Source organism: Psychrobacter sp. Cmf 22.2, assembly GCF_001921745.1.
In the GTDB taxonomy this organism is placed as follows: domain Bacteria; phylum Pseudomonadota; class Gammaproteobacteria; order Pseudomonadales; family Moraxellaceae; genus Psychrobacter.
Genome location: NZ_MRYA01000007.1, coordinates 1 through 18,573, shown reverse-complemented (window position 1 = coordinate 18,573; position 18,573 = coordinate 1). Strand labels below are relative to the sequence as shown.

Genomic DNA, 18,573 nt, shown 5'->3' with positions numbered 1-18,573 from the left:
AACGCTTGGTGATAGTTAAAAAATCATAATAAGATAGCACCTCTTTGCACTAGTTTCTTAATAAATGTTAAAACCAATCTATCTTTACCAATCCTATTTATCGTCGTTTTTAATTCAAACTTAAATTGAAAATCAATACTAAAATCAAAATAGACAGGAGATCGGTATGGGCTTATTAGTCGATGGCAAATGGCAAGACAAATGGTACGATACCGACGCTAGTGGTGGCCATTTTAAACGCGAAGAGTCAGACTTTAGAAACTGGGTTACCAAAGATGGTAGCGCAGGACCAACAGGTGTAGGCGGCTTCAAGGCTGAACCCAAACGCTATCATTTATATGTGTCTTTAGCTTGCCCTTGGGCGCATCGCACGATTATTTATCGTAAACTTAAAGGTTTGGAAGATATGATTTCACTATCTGTCGTCCATCCTTATACGGGTGATCACGGTTGGACATTTAGAGAAGGTGCTGGGGTAATTGCTGACCCTATCTCGCACGCTAACTACGCTTATGAGATATACACTAGGGCAAAATCAGATTATACAGGACGCGTCACCGTTCCTATCCTATGGGACAAAAAAACCAACACTATCGTCAGTAATGAATCATCCGAAATCATTCGTATGTTCAATTCAGCCTTTGATGAGGTTGGTGCGTTATCAGGTGACTTTATACCATCAGAGCTGTTAGCAGAGATTGATGAGATTAATGCATTTGTATATTCTGCTGTTAATAACGGGGTTTATAAATCCGGCTTTGCAACGACCCAAGAAGCTTATGAAGAAGCTGTGAATGCGCTATTTGATGCGTTAGATGTATTAGAAAAGCGCTTAAAAGATCAGCGCTATTTGGTCGATAATACCATTACCGAGGCCGATTGGCGTTTGTTTACCACACTTGTGCGTTTTGATGCCGTTTATGTGGGTCATTTTAAATGTAATCTGCGCCGTATCGTTGATTACCCTAACCTTTGGGGTTACCTGCGAGACTTATACCAAGTACCAGGTATAGCAGGGACCGTCAACATGGATCATATTAAGGCACATTATTACACCAGTCACGCCAACATCAACCCAACTGGTATCGTACCTATCGGTCCTCATCTTGACTTTAATACGCCGCATAACCGCGAACAGTTATCGTAAATAAAAAAGTAACGATAACAAGATACAGGGCGACTGGTATAAATTTTTCGCAGCCTCTGTCTGCTAGCTACAGCAAGTAAGTAAAATTCATACCAGTTTTGCGTTATTTAATAACGTATCCATTTTATTTAGTATCGATTATAGTAAATAGATAAGCTTTCGCATACTAAAAAGGCTATCCAAGATTATTCTCATAATCTTGGATAGCCTTTTTTTAAGTATTTTAAACGTAGTTTTGTTAGCGTTTTTGAGTGACATCCAAGTCGCTTGAATAAGCAAATAAGGCAGGTGCACCGCCCGTATGCCAAAATAAAACACGATCGGTTTTTTTAATTTGGCCCGTACGAATCATATCTATGAGTCCGCCCATCGCACGACCCGTATAAACCGGATCTAATAATATTCCTTCTGTTTGCGCAGTCATCTCAATGGCTTCATTTTCGAGTGTGCCAACCACACCATAACCCTCGCCAACATAATCAGAATTAAGCATCAAATCGGACTCTGAAAATTTGTAATCTGCGTTGATGAGTTTTGCTGTACTGTTAGCAAGTGCGACAGTATATTGATCAAAAGGCACTTTATCGGTTTCGCCCTTATCAATATTGATGCCGACAATCTGATAGGGTGAGTTGAAAATCTTGTTCCCAAGCATTAATCCTGCTTGTGTCCCTCCAGAGCTAGACGCAAAGACGATATGAGTAAATGTTTCGTTTATGCTTTCACGTTGCGATTCTAGCTCTTTAAAGGCTTCTACAAATGCTAAAGCACCTAGCTCGCTTGAGCCGCCATAAGGCACCACATAGACATTTTTACCTGCTTTAGTTAATTGCTCAACGATTTTGGGGATGTCTTCACCTTTACGGTTAACACCTGCCCAATGAATATGACAACCGAATATTTTATCTAGCAACAGATTGCCACTGACTTGCTCAGGCTCTTCTCCGCCCAATACTAAATGACATTCAAGACCCAAGCTTGCAGCCGCAGCGGCTGTCTGGCGACAATGGTTTGATTGGGCCGCACCTGCAGTAATGATTGTATCAGCACCTTTGGCAAGCGCATCACCGATGATAAACTCAAGCTTACGGGTTTTGTTACCACCCAATGCCAGACCTGTATTGTCATCTCTTTTCATAAAAATCTTGGGTCCATCAAGCGCTTTACTTAATCCTTTGAGCTCAATTAGTGGTGTCGGGAAGAAGCCTAACGACTCTCTCGCTATGTGGTTATATTCCATATTTTGTCCATTTTGTTATAGCGTTATTTTATTCGTATCTGTAATCAATATCACATCATTTTAATAGAAGACAAGAGTACAGGATAAAATCACTGTGTTGATTATCACAGGCTACTAATATGAAACTATCTAGTGTGCTTGACTATAAGCATGACAAAGCAACAAAAACGCTCCTAGTAGCATTGTGTGATTTTTAAGATGAATAAGCATTATAACGCTTTTGCTCTGAATTGATTAAACACGTGAACAAATTTAGCGAAACTTATTTATTCCAAAGTAGTACGGCCACAAGAACAGACAGCACATAGTTATATCGCTATTACAAATTTATAAAAACAACTTTGTAACACTATGGTAAGGTCGAAAAGTGAATAATTTGATGTCCTTACGTCTAATATTTTGGATTAAATCACTATTCTTGCGTTTGGGACTGAATGACTATTTATACCATTTATCTTATAGTATCATTCAATAAAAGGAATTTATATGAAGATCTTGCATACGCTTGCAACCAGCCTTGCTATTCTTGCAGTGCCTACTTTAAGTTTTGGTCAAGATATCTCAGCTCCTAATACGGATATTCCACTTGTTGTTTTAGAAAAGACCACGCAACAATTTATCGACAGCTTAAAGGGATCGACTCCCATTAATCAGCTGCCTTACGAAGAGGCGCGTCAAGTCTTGATTGATACCCAAACCAAGGGCGTCACGGCCATGCCACCAGCAGATGTCCAACAAGTTACTTTCCAAGTTGGTCGCGGGGATAAGTTTAAGGTCTATACTGTGCGCCCTAAAGGTACGAAAGACACAATGCTACCAGGCGTGGTCTACTTCCACGGCGGTGGCTGGGTTTTGGGTAATTTTACGACTCACGAAAGACTCATGCGTGATTTGGCAACTCAAACGAATGCAGTGATGGTCTTTGTCGAATACAGTCCTGCACCTGAGAAGAAACACCCTGTGCAGCTCAATCAGACTTATGCTGTACTCAAATATGTGTCAGAAAATGCGGCTAAGTTCGGTATTGATAGCAATCAGTTGGCTATAGCAGGTGACTCGGTAGGCGGTCAAATGGTGGCGGTCAATGCCGTACGCGCCAAAGCTGAAGGTCTGCCGCTTGATTCAATGGTTATGTTCTATCCTGTCACAACCGCAGACTTGACTAGCGAGTCTTACTCGTTGTTTAAAGATGGTCCATGGCTCAGTAAAGCAAGTATGCAGTGGTTTTGGGATGCCTATTTGCCCAAAGGTGTTGATAGCACAAACCCTAGAGTATCGCCACTGAACTACGATCAAAAGACACTTGCAAACTTGCCACCAGCACTTGTTATCACGGATGCTAACGATGTACTACGTGACGAAGGAGAAGCATTTGCGTCTAAACTAACGCTAGCAGGAGTCAAAACGCAAGGCACACGTTATAATTTTACGACGCACGACTTTGTCATGCTCAACCCTTATGCCCAGACACCAGCGACCACAGCAGCAATCACTGAGACCGCAAATTTTCTAAAAGATCATTTTACAAAATAACGATTACTACTGTAGATTAGCGATTAAGGGCGGGATTAAGTCCTGCCTTTTTTGTATGGCATCTAAACGCTTAAAAAACGAAAACCCCAAGTAAACCAATACTTGAGGCTTTCACTTTTATCTAAATCATTACTTAATATCAGCGTCCGTCAGATTTAACACCGCTTTAATATCTCTCATCATTGTTACCGTTTCAAAGTTCTTGTCCTCTAACTTATTACCAACCACATAGCAAACCAACTTAAAGGCCTCGATGCGCTTTGACTTTGCTTTTATTAGGGTGCTTAATGATTTGATAGAAGCATCTTCAGCAAAACGAACGATAAGCGTCTGAGTATGTATCATAGCCGCCAAATCAGCGTGCGATAACTGAGTAAATGGTTTTTGCTCAGTAAGCACTTCGGTCAAACGCATCAGCTGGTCACGGTCTATGTTATTATCAGCGACAATATTGCATAAGATCATCATGCGCACGACAGCTTCATTAAAGTCGCCTTCTGCGATTTTGGTCAGCGCCTCCTCTACCTTTGGTAATTCATGCAATTCATCTTTGTTCAAAAGACGACGTGAGCCTACAGATTTTCCGTATTCGCGAAACCAAGGCATGGACCAAATTCCAAAAAACACACTCTCTGTGTACCTACCTTGCCAATCTCGCCAAAAGTCTAGCGTCACTCTGACACTATCCATAAACATTTGCTCTACTTGCAAGAAAAGGTTGTCCTGCTGCATAGATTCGATGGCTGGCAGTTTCACTCTGGCATAACTATCAGAAGAATGGTGCGTTTTTTTGGCTTTTTTTGCAGGGACGAAGTCTTCGCTCTGCTGGTTATCAGTTGTACCAGCCATTGCTTTACTCAAATGACAAGTAGCTACTGCTAGTGGGTTTCTACTACTCCATATGCTTCTTTGAAGTCTCATTGGATGCATAGTACGAAGAAACTGAGCAGAAGTCTCATTACTCATAGCCTTTACTAATGGACGCAAATTATGCTCATAAGCTTGAGTCTGAGTCATAGAATACCGATGTACTGCCTTAAACAACTCTTCATCGGTTCGGTCGTCTCCTAGCGCTTGACTTAAATCTTTAAAAGTACGACGCTTTAGATCAACGGTAAAGGTTTTTTCTTGCCCCGATCCCTCGATACGGTCAATATCTAACTCATAGAGTCCAGGCGGTAAAACTTCAATCATATCCATGATTGAGGCAATACCTGTATGCTCATGATTGGCTATTTTGGAGCTTACAAAGATACCTAAATGGCCTACTTGCTCATGAATCATATAGATGATACGTTGACCGCAAACCTCGACATCTCGCTCATCACTATAAGCATCTAGAATCCACGATAATGCCTGAGGAGGAGGAGTAATATCGTCACCATGCGAGGCAAAAGCGATAATCGGTGCTTTGACATTACGCAGGTCAATATTTGTGCCTTTTTCTAACTGTGCGGTATTGCGAGCAAGGCGATTACCAACAAAGATATTTTCTACAATCCACTGAATCTCTTTGTCGTTCATTAAGAAAAAACCACCCCACCAACGCTCAAAATCAAGAAAGCGCTGACGGTTCGCCTCTGGGTTTTTGTACAGATCGTAGTATTTTCCTACATAGTTTCGATAAGGGGTCATTTTCTCAAAATTGTCGACCAATGCTGCCCCATCAAACACGCCATTATTTATATCAGCACTAAGCATGGATAGCCAAGTGCCACCGTTGACGCCTGCTTTGTAACGCATTGGGTTGACCCCAACCTCTCCGCTCCAAGCTGAGATAGGCGCACCGTTTAAGACGATAGGACCAGTAATGTCTGGATTGGTCGCGGCCAAGATGAGCGCCGCCCATCCACCCTGACAGTTACCAATGATTACTGGTTCTTCTGCATTTGGGTGTCTTTTTTCAACTTCACGGACGAACTTTCCTTCGGCGTAAGTAATATCGGCAATGGTTTGCGTTGGCTCTGGAAGACGCTTAAACGCCACAAAATATACAGGGTGGCCTTGGCTAAGGGCGACACCGACTTGACTTTCATGTTTAAAGCCGCCGATACCTGCCCCATGCCCAGCTCTAGGATCAATAATGATATAAGGGCGTTCATTATCATTGGTGACAATCCCTTCAGGTGGCTCTATTCTTAGTAAGACATAGTTGCACGGACGTTCAAACTTACTTGCATCCATGATCACTTGATAATCATAATCTAAGACTGGCGGGCAGCCAGCCAGCTCATGCTCAAGAAAAATATCGCCGCGCTCCTTGAGTACGTCGACTGTTTGTAAAAATCGTTTACTACTATCTGTGCTGTAGCTTAACCATTCTTGCCATAGTCTTTTTGGGTTAGACGTTTTTTGCCAACTTTTTATAATGGCATTTTTGTCTTGATTCAGTGTCTGTATGCTTTCTTGGATTCGTTGATGATTTTGTTGTAGATGCTTACAAGTAATCTCTATTAACAAACCAGCGCTATCTGTCCTATAAATATTTTGTAGGTTGAGCTCGTCTATAGTACTTTCATTTTTGTAAAACTGATGGTTTACCATCTCCTTAAAGTTTGGTAACAAACCTGTGGCTCTATGATGGGGATTACTACGACTTAACCATACTTCGGCTTTGTCTGGATTTTCAATATTTTCTTCGATAATGTCTGACATAGGTGGTTCCAATTTTGAGTTAACGTTAATGTTTTTTATATACTGCCACCATTGTTGATTGGATAAGGCTTAGGCTTACATTGATTAGGAATTAGTAGATCGTAAAGCCTCATCCGCCCTAACGTGTACATACTCTCCTGGTGCGTCAGATAGTACCTGCCATTCTTTACCTGTGTGCTGTACACCTGGTTGCCTGCTGTCTACTTCGCCTGCGCTGTGCTTGTCGATCCATTCTCCCCAATGCAGCCACCAGCTCTTATCGTGCTTTTCTGCTTTGGCATACCATTCATCAGGATCGGCGACATAATCTTTATGGGTGTAGAAGCCATATTTGCCTGTTGGTGGGTTGATAATACCAGCGATATGTCCTGACTCACCGAGTACAAAGGTCACATCACCGCCCAGCACTTGTGTAGACGCATAGCTTCCTTTCCATTTGGCGATATGATCTTGCAATGTCGCCACGACATAGGTTGGGGTAGTCACTTTTGACAAATCAATCTTCACACCGTCATATTCTAGTTCGCCTTTTTTAATCATCCTATTAGCCAGATAAAGCTCGCGTAGTACAAAGCTGTGCAATGCGGCCGTCACGTTGGTGGCATCAGAGTTCCAATATAAGAGATCAAAAGGAATTGGACGCTCCCCTTTTAGGTAATTTTGCACATAATAATTCCAATAAAGGCTATTTTCACGTAACAGACTAAAGGCGGCACCCATCAGACGTCCGTCAAATACCCCTTGCTGCTCTCCTTCTTGTTCAAGCGCACTCACCGTACGTTCATCAATAAATACGCCTAAGTCTCCAGGATCGCTAAAGTCAAATATCGTAGCCCAAAAAGTTGCACTGGCTATACGATCTGCCTGCTTATTTTCAGTTAACCAAGATAAAGTCAATGCCAGCAACATACCACCGATGCAATAACCGATGACATTGGCAGCTGACTCACCAGTAACCTCCTTAATGACATCTAAAGCAGTCAGCAACCCTTCGTGCATATAGTCTTTCATATCGACGTCTTTATAAGCCCGCGTTGGATTGGCCCACGACATCACAAATACACTATGGCCTTCATTGAGCGCCCAACGAATGTATGAGTTTTTCTCTTTTAGGTCCATGATATAAAATTTATTAATCCATGGCGGTACAATCAATAAAGGACGTTTATGAACTTTAGCTGTCGTTGGATTGTATTGTATCAACTCAAACAATCGGTTACGAAACACCACCTTACCTGCTGTCGTAGCGATGTTTTCACCAAGTTTGAAGGCATCGTGGTCCGTCATACGAATGCTCAGCATTTTGGAGCTTTTTTCCATATCTTCTGTTAGCTGCTTGAGTCCTCTTACTAGATTCTGCCCCTTTGACTCCATGGTCAAGCGCAGTATTTCAGGATTACTCCATAAGAAGTTACTTGGCGCCACTGCATTTAACCATTGACGAGTAAAAAATGATAAGCGCTGGCGAGTTTTTTCATCAACACCTTCAGTATTATCAATGGTATCCATCATGCCATTAGCGGTTAGCAGATAGCTTTGTTTTAAAAAGTCAAAAATAGGATTGTTGGTCCATTCTTCGTCTGTAAAGCGTTTATCGCCTTTTTCTGGGGTAACAAGAGGTTGTGTTTGGTCTTCTGACCCCTTCATCAGGGTGTTTTGATACAGCTGGAACTGTTGTTTCCACAGATTCATCTGTTGTTCGATTAATGCAGTAGGGCTTTTGTCTGCTACGCCTGTGCTAAACTTCTGCCATCCATCTATCATATTGAGCATCAAAGATTGGCTTATATTGTCATCTTGGCCGACTCGTTTTAACGTTTCGCTAAAAAACTTTTGGGACAACTCGTTAAGATCTCCCATGTCTTTATCAGCGCTCTGTTGGTTCTTATTTTTATCATCTTGCCGTGAGTCTGACTTTTGCGAATTAACGTTTCCAGTGGCATCTGGCATCATAAAATTGCCAAAATTATTGATTGAATTTTGCCACAGCTTCATGTTGGCTTCAAATGGGTTTGAAGCTTGATTAGACTGATCAAATAAAGATTGATTGAGTTGATTCACTTGGTTCAACTGATCTAAGTATTGTTGGCCAAAGCTACTAAAATTAAAGGCACTACTAGTGCTGTCTTGGTTATTTTGATTATTTCGACTGTCTTGTGTATTCGACTCGTGCGATGACTTACTTGCTTTGTCATCGGACTGCTGATGATCCTTATCGGACTTACGATTATCCATATCTCTACCTATTTTCCTATCTATGAACGATACTGGTTTTAAGCAACATTTGGCTTTAAATAATATATAGTTATAAAATATATCTAGTTTGTACGAAAATACAAGCACACTGACTTAACACAGCTAGTACAATAGAAAAAAGATGGGATAGAGTTCTCTAACCCACCTTTTATGTTTAATAATTACATGATATCTTATCAATAACAACCAATAAGATGTTTAAATTTATCAGTAATTACAATTACTTATTTGTTGATTTACCAGTACTGCTGTTACCAGTCTTTGCATTTGTCTTAGTATTGGAGTTTGTATTTGTATCAGCTTTGGCGTCTGATTTAGCATTTGCGCCAGTAGCAGTTTTTGCAGCTTTTGTGGCTTGCTCAGTAAACTGTTCAGCCATCTTATTCATGTTTGCCGCATACTCTTGGCCTGTCTTTGTAGCCTGACTAGCAGTTTTTTGCATGTTCTCTTGCATCTGCTCACTGGTCTGACCCTGAACTTCACTTAGGACTTTCATAACGTCATCATGCATATTACTGCCAAGCTCTGTCATGCGCTGAGCATCTGACAGCATTTTTTGACTGATGGTATTAAGCATCTCTGCTTGCTTACTGCTAAAGTCTTTGGCAGATTCTGGAGAATCTATTTCAGAAACTTGACGCATATTCTCTAGACCCATTTCTGCGTAGGTCTTAATAGTGCTAAGTGAAAACTCAGTCATCATTTCAGCATTTTTTAAAAAAGCTTGGTTAAGCTTGGTCCAAGGCTCAAACATTTTCTGTGCACTTTCATTGAACTGATTGACATAATCTTGCGGGGTCTGCTGTGACATATCATTACTCCTTGTATCGAATGATTGGTTTAGCTTTGTCCAAGGCTCGAACATTTTCTTTGCATTTTCGTTGAACTGGTTCATATAATCTTGCGGGGTCTGTTGTGACATGTTGTTGCTCCGTATATTGACGGTTGAGAGTGGGTCATAAGTATTAAACGTTAAGAAAACATTATAATGTTATTAAGTTTGTCGCTTTATTGAGTAATGTAACAAACACGGCTTATTTAACAATAGAACTAAGACATATATTGACCACCATTTACTGATATGGTTTCACCTGTGACAAATATGGCATCCTCACTGATAAGATACATACAAGCAGCTGCGATTTCTTTTGCACTAGCCAAACGACTCATTGGGATGGTTTCTTTAATTTTATCCATAATATGCTCAGGCACGCTTTCTACCATAGGTGTATATGTATAACCAGGAGCGACAACGTTGGCTGTCACTGATGAAGAAGCCCCCTCATATGCTAGCGCCTTAGTAAATCCAATAATGCCTGCTTTGGCAGCTGAATAGTTCGTCTGCCCATACTGACCACGTAAGCCATTTATCGAGCTGATATTGACGATGCGGCCGGTTTTTTGTTCTAGCATTTTGACGAAAACTGGATGGACAATAGTATAAAGAGACGTCAAGTTAGTCTCTATTACTTGCTGCCACTGCGCAAAGCTCATTTTTTTGAAACTACTATCACGAGTGATACCTGCTCCATTTATCAAAGCATAAATGCTATCGTACTTATCGATTGTCTGTTGAATCGCCGCCATCGCGGTTTCATGATTACTCAAATCAACAGCCAAAAACTCAAAGTTATTTGAATCAAACCCATTATCTTCACACCACTTTTTTGTACGCTCAGGATCTTCTTGACTCAAGGTCGCAATAACATGATAGCCACTAGTCACTAATTTCTCACAAATAGCCGTACCGATTCCACCAAGCGCCCCTGTTACTAAAGCAACTTTCTTGTCCGAAACATCTGACTTTGACATAAAAAACTTCCTTGTATTATTGAGGAGTAATTATTAATGACCAATGAGTGCACAGTCGTATTCTTTTATTAGAATATAACACAGTTATTTCATAGTAGTTATTCCATGTTGGTAATAAACCATTGTTATTTGTAGGGATTTGTTATTAAAGAAGGTTTGAATGTTTTAAATATAAGAAGAAAGCCAGGGTACTTGAATATTTACTAAAGTAGTGGTACCAGATAGTTGTCTAAATCTAGACACTTTTTTAAATAAAGCTATAGAAGCTTCTGAAATAGAAATTTCTAAAGAGCATTTATACGTTAAATGCAAAGCCAAAGGCACGAAGTTTATCGTCCCTTTGGCTTTTTGTACGTTCATCTTGCTATACGTCCACAAGCTTACGGCTTATTTTTTATATTTCTAAGCCACTTTACTATGAGGTTTGGGTTTTTAACAAACGCGACCAAGGCATCGGTCAATTCTTTATTGTTAGTAACCTCTGGTCGTAACTTTGATAGACGGTTATCTGCACAAACTTTTTTAAGGCATTCGCTCACCTCTTCGGCATCAATCTTTTGTCGTTTGAGAAAGCTGCGAATACTATCTTTCTCTAGCAAACACATAAGCAGATGGCAGAGTTTTTGATCATATCCATCCGTGTTACTGCTTGGGAATGGATCATCACCGCCTATCCAGACAGAAGCGCTTAAGAGCTGCTCCCTTGTAAAGGGGTTGTTTTGTATTGATTGACCTTTCGCCAAAACCCGCACCTTATAGACACCGGCTGACCCTGCATTGAATGCGACATTGAAAACACCAGGCTCAACCTCCGATAGGGTTAGGTTGATTTTAGTGCCGTTAGGTCTCTCCAACTCAGCTTGGATAGACGCACCATTATCCAGTGGGCGTTCGTACTGAGTCAATTGAGCTGATAGAGTTATCATGCCGCCTGGTTCTCGGGTAGCCTGCTCAAGCTGCGCTCTAAGGCGTAGATCAGAACTAGAATGCACATTAAAAGAATAGCGTAGCCCGTGTGTTTTGACCTCATCAAATTTTTCACGGTCGTTTTCAAGGCTGGCTAAATATTTAGCGAATACTTTTTCATTCAGATTAAGGACTGCATGCCATTGACCTTCACGTTCTTCGAAACCTGCAACAGCGGTCGGCAAAGTCATGCGATAAAACTGCACAAGTTCACTTGCTGAAAACGCTAACTCAACAGAAGCTTTGGCAATGCTTGGGTCGATAATTTTGCCACTCGGAGTTTCAAGCACATAGTCAAAAACTTCTGGTAGAACGTCTCCCGTCAACAAGATTGCATCCACTGTGATATCTGCTTCGTTAAGATCAAATGGTATGCGTATCTCGCGGTCAGGTTGAATCCAACCCTCGGGATCCATCACTACCTCTGTATTTTTAACCCCTGACAGTATCTGCAAGAAATACTTTTGAAGCGTAAAGTAATCATTGGAGTCCAACGTGCCAGTCATCAAAACGTAACCGTCCGCACTACCAGTTAGTGCAATCAAAGCAGCAGGCTCAATTTGTAGTGCCGTTCCTAAGCCAATGCCAAAGACACTGTCATTAATGATGCCAATATCCAATTCGTCAATGTAAGGCGATCGGTTTTCGCGACCATCTGTTAGCACCACTATGGCGGTATGAGTATAGCTGCCAGGTGTCAAATCATCCAACTGGCTACTGGCCAACTCAATTCCACTACCAATAGACGTCGAACCGCCAGGTGATGGTTGATCCGTGATGGCTTCATTCGCAGCTATACGCCCAGAGCCAGTCCCTACTGCGCCCGCAACCGCAATCGGAGTCCCTAGAGTCGCATCATTGTCGAAATACACCACACCAATGCCGTCCTCGTCGCCTAATAGATCGACGAATACAGGTGCGCTGTCTTTAAGCACTTCAATACGTAACCGACCATCGCCTGCGTCCCAAGCCATACTACCAGATTTATCCAACACCAAAACGGTAGCGACCGTTGGTTTGGGGATAGTCGTGGCAGATAAACTGATGAGCCATGTCTGCCCAGTTTGCACACAGCTAACTTCCGCGGTTTCTGGACCTGAGCTACCAACACTGGTAGCCGTGTACGAAAACCAAACCTGCGCTACATTGGTATTGTCTCTATTAACGACGACCCTATCACCGTCAGGCGTTCCAAACCCTGTACCCGTTGGGCCGGACGTGATAGTAAAGATTAGCTCTCTACAGAAACTGTTGTCAGGACTGGGAGGACTTATGTCAAAAGTTGCAGCCCGCACCGCTGTACTACCTACAGGTGTGGCATTAAACACTAACGTCGTGTTAGTCGGTGTCACTATAGGCGGCGTATCTGTATCATATGAGTATCCCATAGCGTGGTGATCCAACGTCTCAGATACCAGCGTACCCAAGCCAAAGAGTGTGTCGCTCAAGCGGTGACCCTCGAGATCATCGCTTGCTGTGTCTCCAGGTACATAAGGCACTGTTGGATGCAGCGCTTGCCAATCAGCCCACAGTTTATCCACAAAGCAATGATGTAGAAAGAAGACCGGGTCATTGGGTGAGGTGGGAGGCAGCATAGAGCCAGTTATCCATTCATGGACGAGGTTATGGGTATTTCCGGGCGGAGGTGTTTTGCCATTGACAGGTATGCGTCCTTCATTCGCGCTACGATAACCCTCTGTGCTCGTTGCATCGAAATTACCGCTGTCATAAATGGAGATCTGCTGAATTTCATCAATGTCAGCTTGAGTGGGCAAGTCCGGAGTGTTAGGACGAGAGCCAAAATTTCGTACTAACCCAAAATGCATACCCGATGAGTCGGTATTATTTCCGAATATATCAATGATATTCCAACTGTTATTTATGTCTGAAGCATCATAAGCAAACGGACCGCTTTGAACAAAGTTACCCGTACCAGACCCATTGCCGCCCATAAGATCATTGGCCCAGACGGCCGCATTCATAGGATCTGCCGCGTCTGACGCCCAGTCCCAATACGGCAATGTTACTCCAGGTACTAATCTGTCCAAGTCTAGCTCAAACTGGCGTATAAACGCACGGTGCCACGGCAAAAATGCTGGACCGCGATGCGCTCCATTTCGTACCCCATCATTTACCCCCCAACCTCCTGGTGTTCCTGTTCGCGCGACGACATAGTGGTCAAGTACATACTTATCATAGGTGTTGGTGATGTTAGAATATCTGGTACGTACGTGTTCTGGATCGTTTGGATCGTCGACGTACACGTACTCTTCGGCTTTCATAAGTTTAATAGCATTAATGAAAGCAGCCTTTTCCTCTGTCGTCAGAGAATTCACGTTTTTTCTACAAGTCATGAGTGACAATTCCTTTATTAGATGCTTGGAATTAGATGCTTGGAATTAGATGCTTGAAATGAATTACTAGGAGCAAAGGTCCAGGCATTGTGAATTAGAATAAACCGTGTATATAAGATTGCTTGTTATCTGAAATCCGGTGTGTTATCAATCACGTCTTGTACCAACTCAACCAGCGATGAGTATGAAGAATATGGTAATAAACCGGACTCAAATGCTCCATCACGGAACTCTAAGACTCTAAACGCTTTGTTATCTACTTCAACCTTTAATACCTGTAAAATCTCTTGGCTTTTATCAGAAATTGGCAGTTTAGAAAAGGTAATTTTTCGTCCTTTATACTCTATGGATTTGGGATACTTCTCGTCTGGAGTATGTTTGTTATTTTCAATCATCTTGATGTCTCCATGAGCCAGATACTTAGTAGATTGTTTGGTTTAGCCTTGCATTGCGGCAGACATCACAACTGAAAGTCAGCAGCACGAGCAGATGTAGGAATGATTACCAAACACATAAAATAAATGTACTAATGCTTGGAAATTATCCATTACATCAATGGTTTATCACTTTTACCTATACACAGTCTAATTCAAGTTGTCAAACCCATGAGATTCTATCTACAGAGATTTTGATTAGCATTCTGACGATAAAATCCCTTCCTATTTGATTTGATTTTTTAAAATTTGCAGCAGAAAAAGAGGGTCAAACACTTAATTCCCAGCCTTCGGATAGTTATAAGGTTGCATTAATATGTTAGGAATTATTGTTAGTTAAACTAAACCCAAATTAGTTATTATGTATATTCATAATTACAAATATACTTAATAACTAAATTTTCTTTACTAGGATTTTTTATAATCCTCTTTAAATGTTATTTTTAGAAGTGCTTATAAACATAAAGTGACAATCTGAAAGTAGATTAATGTTTCTCAAATAGAAATATGGTAATTTGAGTGAGCTAAGGCTACATCCATACGTGATGCATTATATGTCGATAGATTGATTAGTTACTTGCTTATTGCCATTACACTAATTGGCACTATGCTAGATAAAAAAAGGTTTACAATGAAAAATAAACTGACTAAAAAGTAGGAATCATCTAACCCTTAATATTAAGCTATAAAAGCTAAGCATTAAAAAGCCAAAGGGACGATACATATCATCCCTTTGGCTTTTTGTGTATCAATCATGACGCTATCACCTTCATAACTAAATGCACGGATATTAAAAATTTTAGCTTACAGGGCTGTACTGCTTACAGCCGTGTCGTTAAACGCTGACGCTATATCGACCGCTTTCACTATGGCAGACTATCCGTATCATACGAATATCCCATAGCTTGGTGATCTAGCGTCTCAGATACTAGCGTACCTAAACCATAAAGTTCATCGCTTGGGCGGTGTCTATCGAGATCATTGCTCGCCGTATCATCGGGTGCATAAGGCACTGTTGGATGCAACGCTTGCCAATCAGCCCACAGTTTGTCGACAAAGCAGTGATGCAGAAAAAAGATTGGATCATTAGGTGATGTGCCAGGCATCATAGAGCCAGCTATCCATTCGTGTACGAGGTTATGCATATTGGAGGGCGGAGGTGTTTTGCCGTTGACAGGCAAACGCCCTTCGTTCGCACCGCGATAGCCCACACTGGCCTGATTAAAAGCAGCGCTATCATAAGTGGAGATCTGCTGAACCTCATCAATGTCCGCTTGAGTAGGTAAATTGGGCGTACTACTACCAAAATCTCGAACCAATCCGCTGTCAGGCAGTCCAAAATAATTAATGATAATCCAGCTGTTATCTGGGTCTGCGGCATCATAAGCAAATGGGCCACTTTGAACGAAGTTATCTGCACCGGTTCCATTGCCACCCATAAGATCATTGGCCCAAACAGTGGCATTCAGAGGATCAGCTGCATCTGATGCCCAATCCCAATACGGCAAAGTTATCCCAGGTACCAATCTGGCCAAGTCCAGCTCAAATCGGCGTAGAAAAGCACGATGCCATGGCAAGAATGATGGACCACGGTGTGCCGTGTTGCGATTCATGAAGTTGTTTCCCCAACCTCCTGGGGTTCCTGTATACATAGCGATATGATGATCAAGTACATACTTGTCATAAGTATTGGTTATATTAGGATATCTGGCGCGTACGTGTGCTGGATCGTTTGGATTGTCAACGTACACGTACTCTTCTGCCTTCATAAGCTTGATTGCGGCAATAAGATCTGCTTTTTCCTCTGTCGTCAGGGCATTCACATTTTTCCTGATGGTGTTGACAGCTATAGTATTGGCCGACAGACTAATGTGCCACGTCTGCCCGGTTTGCACACAGGTAATTTCTGCATCTCCCATCACTGGATCACTGGCACCAGTAGCTGTGTACGAAAACCAAACCTGCGCTGTATTCGTACTATCTCTATTAACGACGACCCTATCACCATTAGGGGTTCCGAACCCTGGACCTGTTGGCCCAGCTGTGATAAGAAACGTAAGATCCCTACAAAAACTACTGTCAGGGGTTGGAGTGCTGATATTAAAAGTTGCAGCCTGTACCGCAGTATCCCCTATAGGTGTGTTATTAAACACTAGTGCCGTATTAATCGGCGTCACGGTAGGCGGCGTATCGGTATCATATGAGTAGCCCATAGCATGATGATCGAGCGTCTCAGATATCAGCGTACCCAAACCAATAAGCTCATCGTTTAAGCGATGTCCTGCAAGATTACTACTTGCTGTATCATCAGGTGCATAAGGCACCGCCGGATGCAGGGCTTGCCAATCAGCCCATAGTTTGTCTACAAAACAATGATGCAAAAAGAATATCGGGTCATTGGGCGATGTGCCAAGCATCATAGAGCCGGCTATCCATTCATGTACAAGAGTATGGGTATTACCAGGCGGAGGAGTTTTGCCGTTGACAGTTATGCGTCCTTCGTTCGCGCCGCGATAACCGACGCTATTCCTATCAAAATTACTGCTATCATATGTGGAGATCTGCTGGATTTCATCGATGTCCGCTTGAGTAGGCAAATCTGAAGTGTTCCGACGAGAGCCAAAATTCCGTACCAATCCACCATCAGGCAATCCAAGATAATTAATGATAACCCAGCTGTTATCTGGGTCTGCATCATCATATGCAAATGGACCACTTCGAACCACTCTACTCGCGCCAGATCCGTTGCCACCCATAAGGTTATCGGCCCAGACAGCGGCATTCATAGGGTCCGCTGCATCTGACGCCCAGTCCCAGTATGGCAACGTTACACCAGGTACCAATCTATCCAAGTCCAGCTCAAAACGGCGTATAAACTCACGTTGCCATGGCAAAAACGCGGGGCCACGGTACACTGCATTGCGTGTCAAAAACCCATTCCCCCAACCCCCTGGCACTCCCGTATACATACCGATATGATGGTCAAGTACATACTTATCATAAGTATTGGTTATATTAGGATATCTGTCACGTACGTGTGCTGGATCATTTGGATCGTCGACGTATACGTATTCTTCAGCTTTCATCAATTTAATAGCGGTAATAAAAGCTGCCTTTTCCTCTGTCGTCAGAGAATTCACATTTTTTCTACAAGTCATGAGCGAAAATTCCTTTTTAACATGCTTGGAATCGAATGCTTGGCATTAGTGACTAGAAGCAAAGGTCCAGGCAGGGTGAATTTAAATAATCCGTATATTTAAGAAGCGTTATTTTCTAAACTCCGATATATAATCAATCACATCTTGCGCCAACTCAACTGGTGATTCATACGAAGAATACGGCAATAAGCCTGACTCAAATACTCCTTCTTGTAGTTCTACGACTTCAAATTCTTTTTCATCAATTTCAACTTTCAATTTTCGTGAGTGCTTTTCACCTTTGTCAGCGCGTTTCTCGACTTCAAGAGCTTTCTTACCATGCAAGTCAGAGTTTGGCAGCTCAGATTTTGATAGATCAAAAAACTTAATTTTTCGCCCTTTATATTCTGTGGATTCGGGATACTTCTTGTTTGGGGTAGGTTTGTCTTTTTTAGTCATCTCAATTTCTCCATTAGCTAGATGTTTATTACAATTGTTTATTTTGATATTACAAAAGCATGGATCATTGGTTCATTGCCGAACAGACTCGACACTGAATTTAAAATTTCGACGATTATTACAAGCTCATTTGGTTAACATACTCCTATCAAATGTATGGATAATAACTATTACTATTCGACAAATATATTCTTATATATGAATATATTTAAAAAACTAAAAACGGCATACAAACTATATATAATTGGTTCAAAATAAAAAATATATTATAACTAGAGTGAAGTTTTTACAGCCTTTATCTGCTAACAAATAATAAGTAAGGAAAATTATACTAGTACCGAATAAGAATACAGCGTACTTATCTTATGTAGCATTGCTATATAACAACAGTAACGCTCTAATAAAGACAACGCAAGCTGAATCTGTTTAAAGATTGCTACGTTATGATTAAATTAATTTATAGCACACACCATACTTCGCTTTATACAAAATTATATCTTGTTATATAGTCACTGCACTACAAAAGAGTTATGTTTTGGATGAATATCATAAAACAATTTAGATAAGTCATTTTCCATCC

The 18,573-nt window shown here is 41.5% G+C and carries 11 protein-coding genes; 2 read left to right on the top strand and 9 right to left on the bottom strand.

Going from position 1 to position 18,573, the window contains the following annotated elements; all coding sequences use genetic code 11:
* Positions 1 to 166 precede the first annotated feature (166 nt).
* Positions 167 to 1,147 carry a glutathione S-transferase family protein gene (locus tag BTV98_RS11195; RefSeq protein WP_058367771.1) on the top strand — a complete coding sequence of 327 codons (981 nt, stop codon included), beginning with the start codon at positions 167 to 169 and terminating at the stop codon, positions 1,145 to 1,147.
* Positions 1,148 to 1,385: 238 nt separating this feature from the next.
* Here BTV98_RS11195 and BTV98_RS11190 read toward each other — a convergent pair whose 3' ends face one another.
* Positions 1,386 to 2,387: a D-cysteine desulfhydrase family protein gene (locus BTV98_RS11190; RefSeq protein ID WP_075103624.1), complete on the bottom strand. Its 1,002-nt coding sequence runs from the start codon at positions 2,385 to 2,387 to the stop codon at positions 1,386 to 1,388.
* A 486-nt stretch (positions 2,388 to 2,873) separates the two neighbouring features.
* On the opposite strand from BTV98_RS11190, the gene BTV98_RS11185 reads away from it, so the two are divergent.
* Entirely contained in the window at positions 2,874 to 3,920 is a 1,047-nt protein-coding gene (locus tag BTV98_RS11185) for an alpha/beta hydrolase (RefSeq protein ID WP_058368990.1), read from the top strand.
* Positions 3,921 to 4,049: 129 nt separating this feature from the next.
* On the opposite strand, the gene BTV98_RS11180 is transcribed toward BTV98_RS11185, so the two are convergent.
* From BTV98_RS11180 to BTV98_RS11145, 8 genes are all read right to left on the bottom strand, one after another.
* A complete protein-coding gene (locus tag BTV98_RS11180; protein WP_058368989.1) occupies positions 4,050 to 6,575 on the bottom strand; it encodes a DUF3141 domain-containing protein in 2,526 nt (841 codons plus the stop codon).
* Between the two features lie 84 nt (positions 6,576 to 6,659).
* Positions 6,660 to 8,810, bottom strand: a complete 2,151-nt coding sequence (gene phaC, locus BTV98_RS11175; RefSeq protein WP_058368988.1) for a class I poly(R)-hydroxyalkanoic acid synthase — start codon at positions 8,808 to 8,810, stop codon at positions 6,660 to 6,662.
* 241 nt (positions 8,811 to 9,051) lie between these two features.
* Positions 9,052 to 9,753 carry a phasin family protein gene (locus BTV98_RS11170; RefSeq protein ID WP_058368987.1) on the bottom strand — a complete coding sequence of 234 codons (702 nt, stop codon included), beginning with the start codon at positions 9,751 to 9,753 and terminating at the stop codon, positions 9,052 to 9,054.
* A gap of 128 nt (positions 9,754 to 9,881) precedes the next feature.
* Positions 9,882 to 10,643: an acetoacetyl-CoA reductase gene (gene phbB, locus BTV98_RS11165; protein WP_058368986.1), complete on the bottom strand. Its 762-nt coding sequence runs from the start codon at positions 10,641 to 10,643 to the stop codon at positions 9,882 to 9,884.
* A gap of 380 nt (positions 10,644 to 11,023) precedes the next feature.
* Positions 11,024 to 13,963 carry a tyrosinase family protein gene (locus tag BTV98_RS11160; RefSeq protein ID WP_058368985.1) on the bottom strand — a complete coding sequence of 980 codons (2,940 nt, stop codon included), beginning with the start codon at positions 13,961 to 13,963 and terminating at the stop codon, positions 11,024 to 11,026.
* Between the two features lie 125 nt (positions 13,964 to 14,088).
* Complete coding sequence (locus tag BTV98_RS11155; RefSeq protein WP_058368984.1) at positions 14,089 to 14,358, bottom strand: hypothetical protein; 270 nt, start codon at positions 14,356 to 14,358, stop codon at positions 14,089 to 14,091.
* 905 nt (positions 14,359 to 15,263) lie between these two features.
* Positions 15,264 to 17,555: a tyrosinase family protein gene (locus BTV98_RS11150; RefSeq protein ID WP_075103623.1), complete on the bottom strand. Its 2,292-nt coding sequence runs from the start codon at positions 17,553 to 17,555 to the stop codon at positions 15,264 to 15,266.
* Positions 17,556 to 17,663: 108 nt separating this feature from the next.
* The gene (locus tag BTV98_RS11145; RefSeq protein ID WP_075103622.1) at positions 17,664 to 17,993 is read right to left on the bottom strand and encodes a hypothetical protein; all 330 of its coding nucleotides are present in this window, start codon (positions 17,991 to 17,993) and stop codon (positions 17,664 to 17,666) included.
* Positions 17,994 to 18,573: the final 580 nt, after the last annotated feature.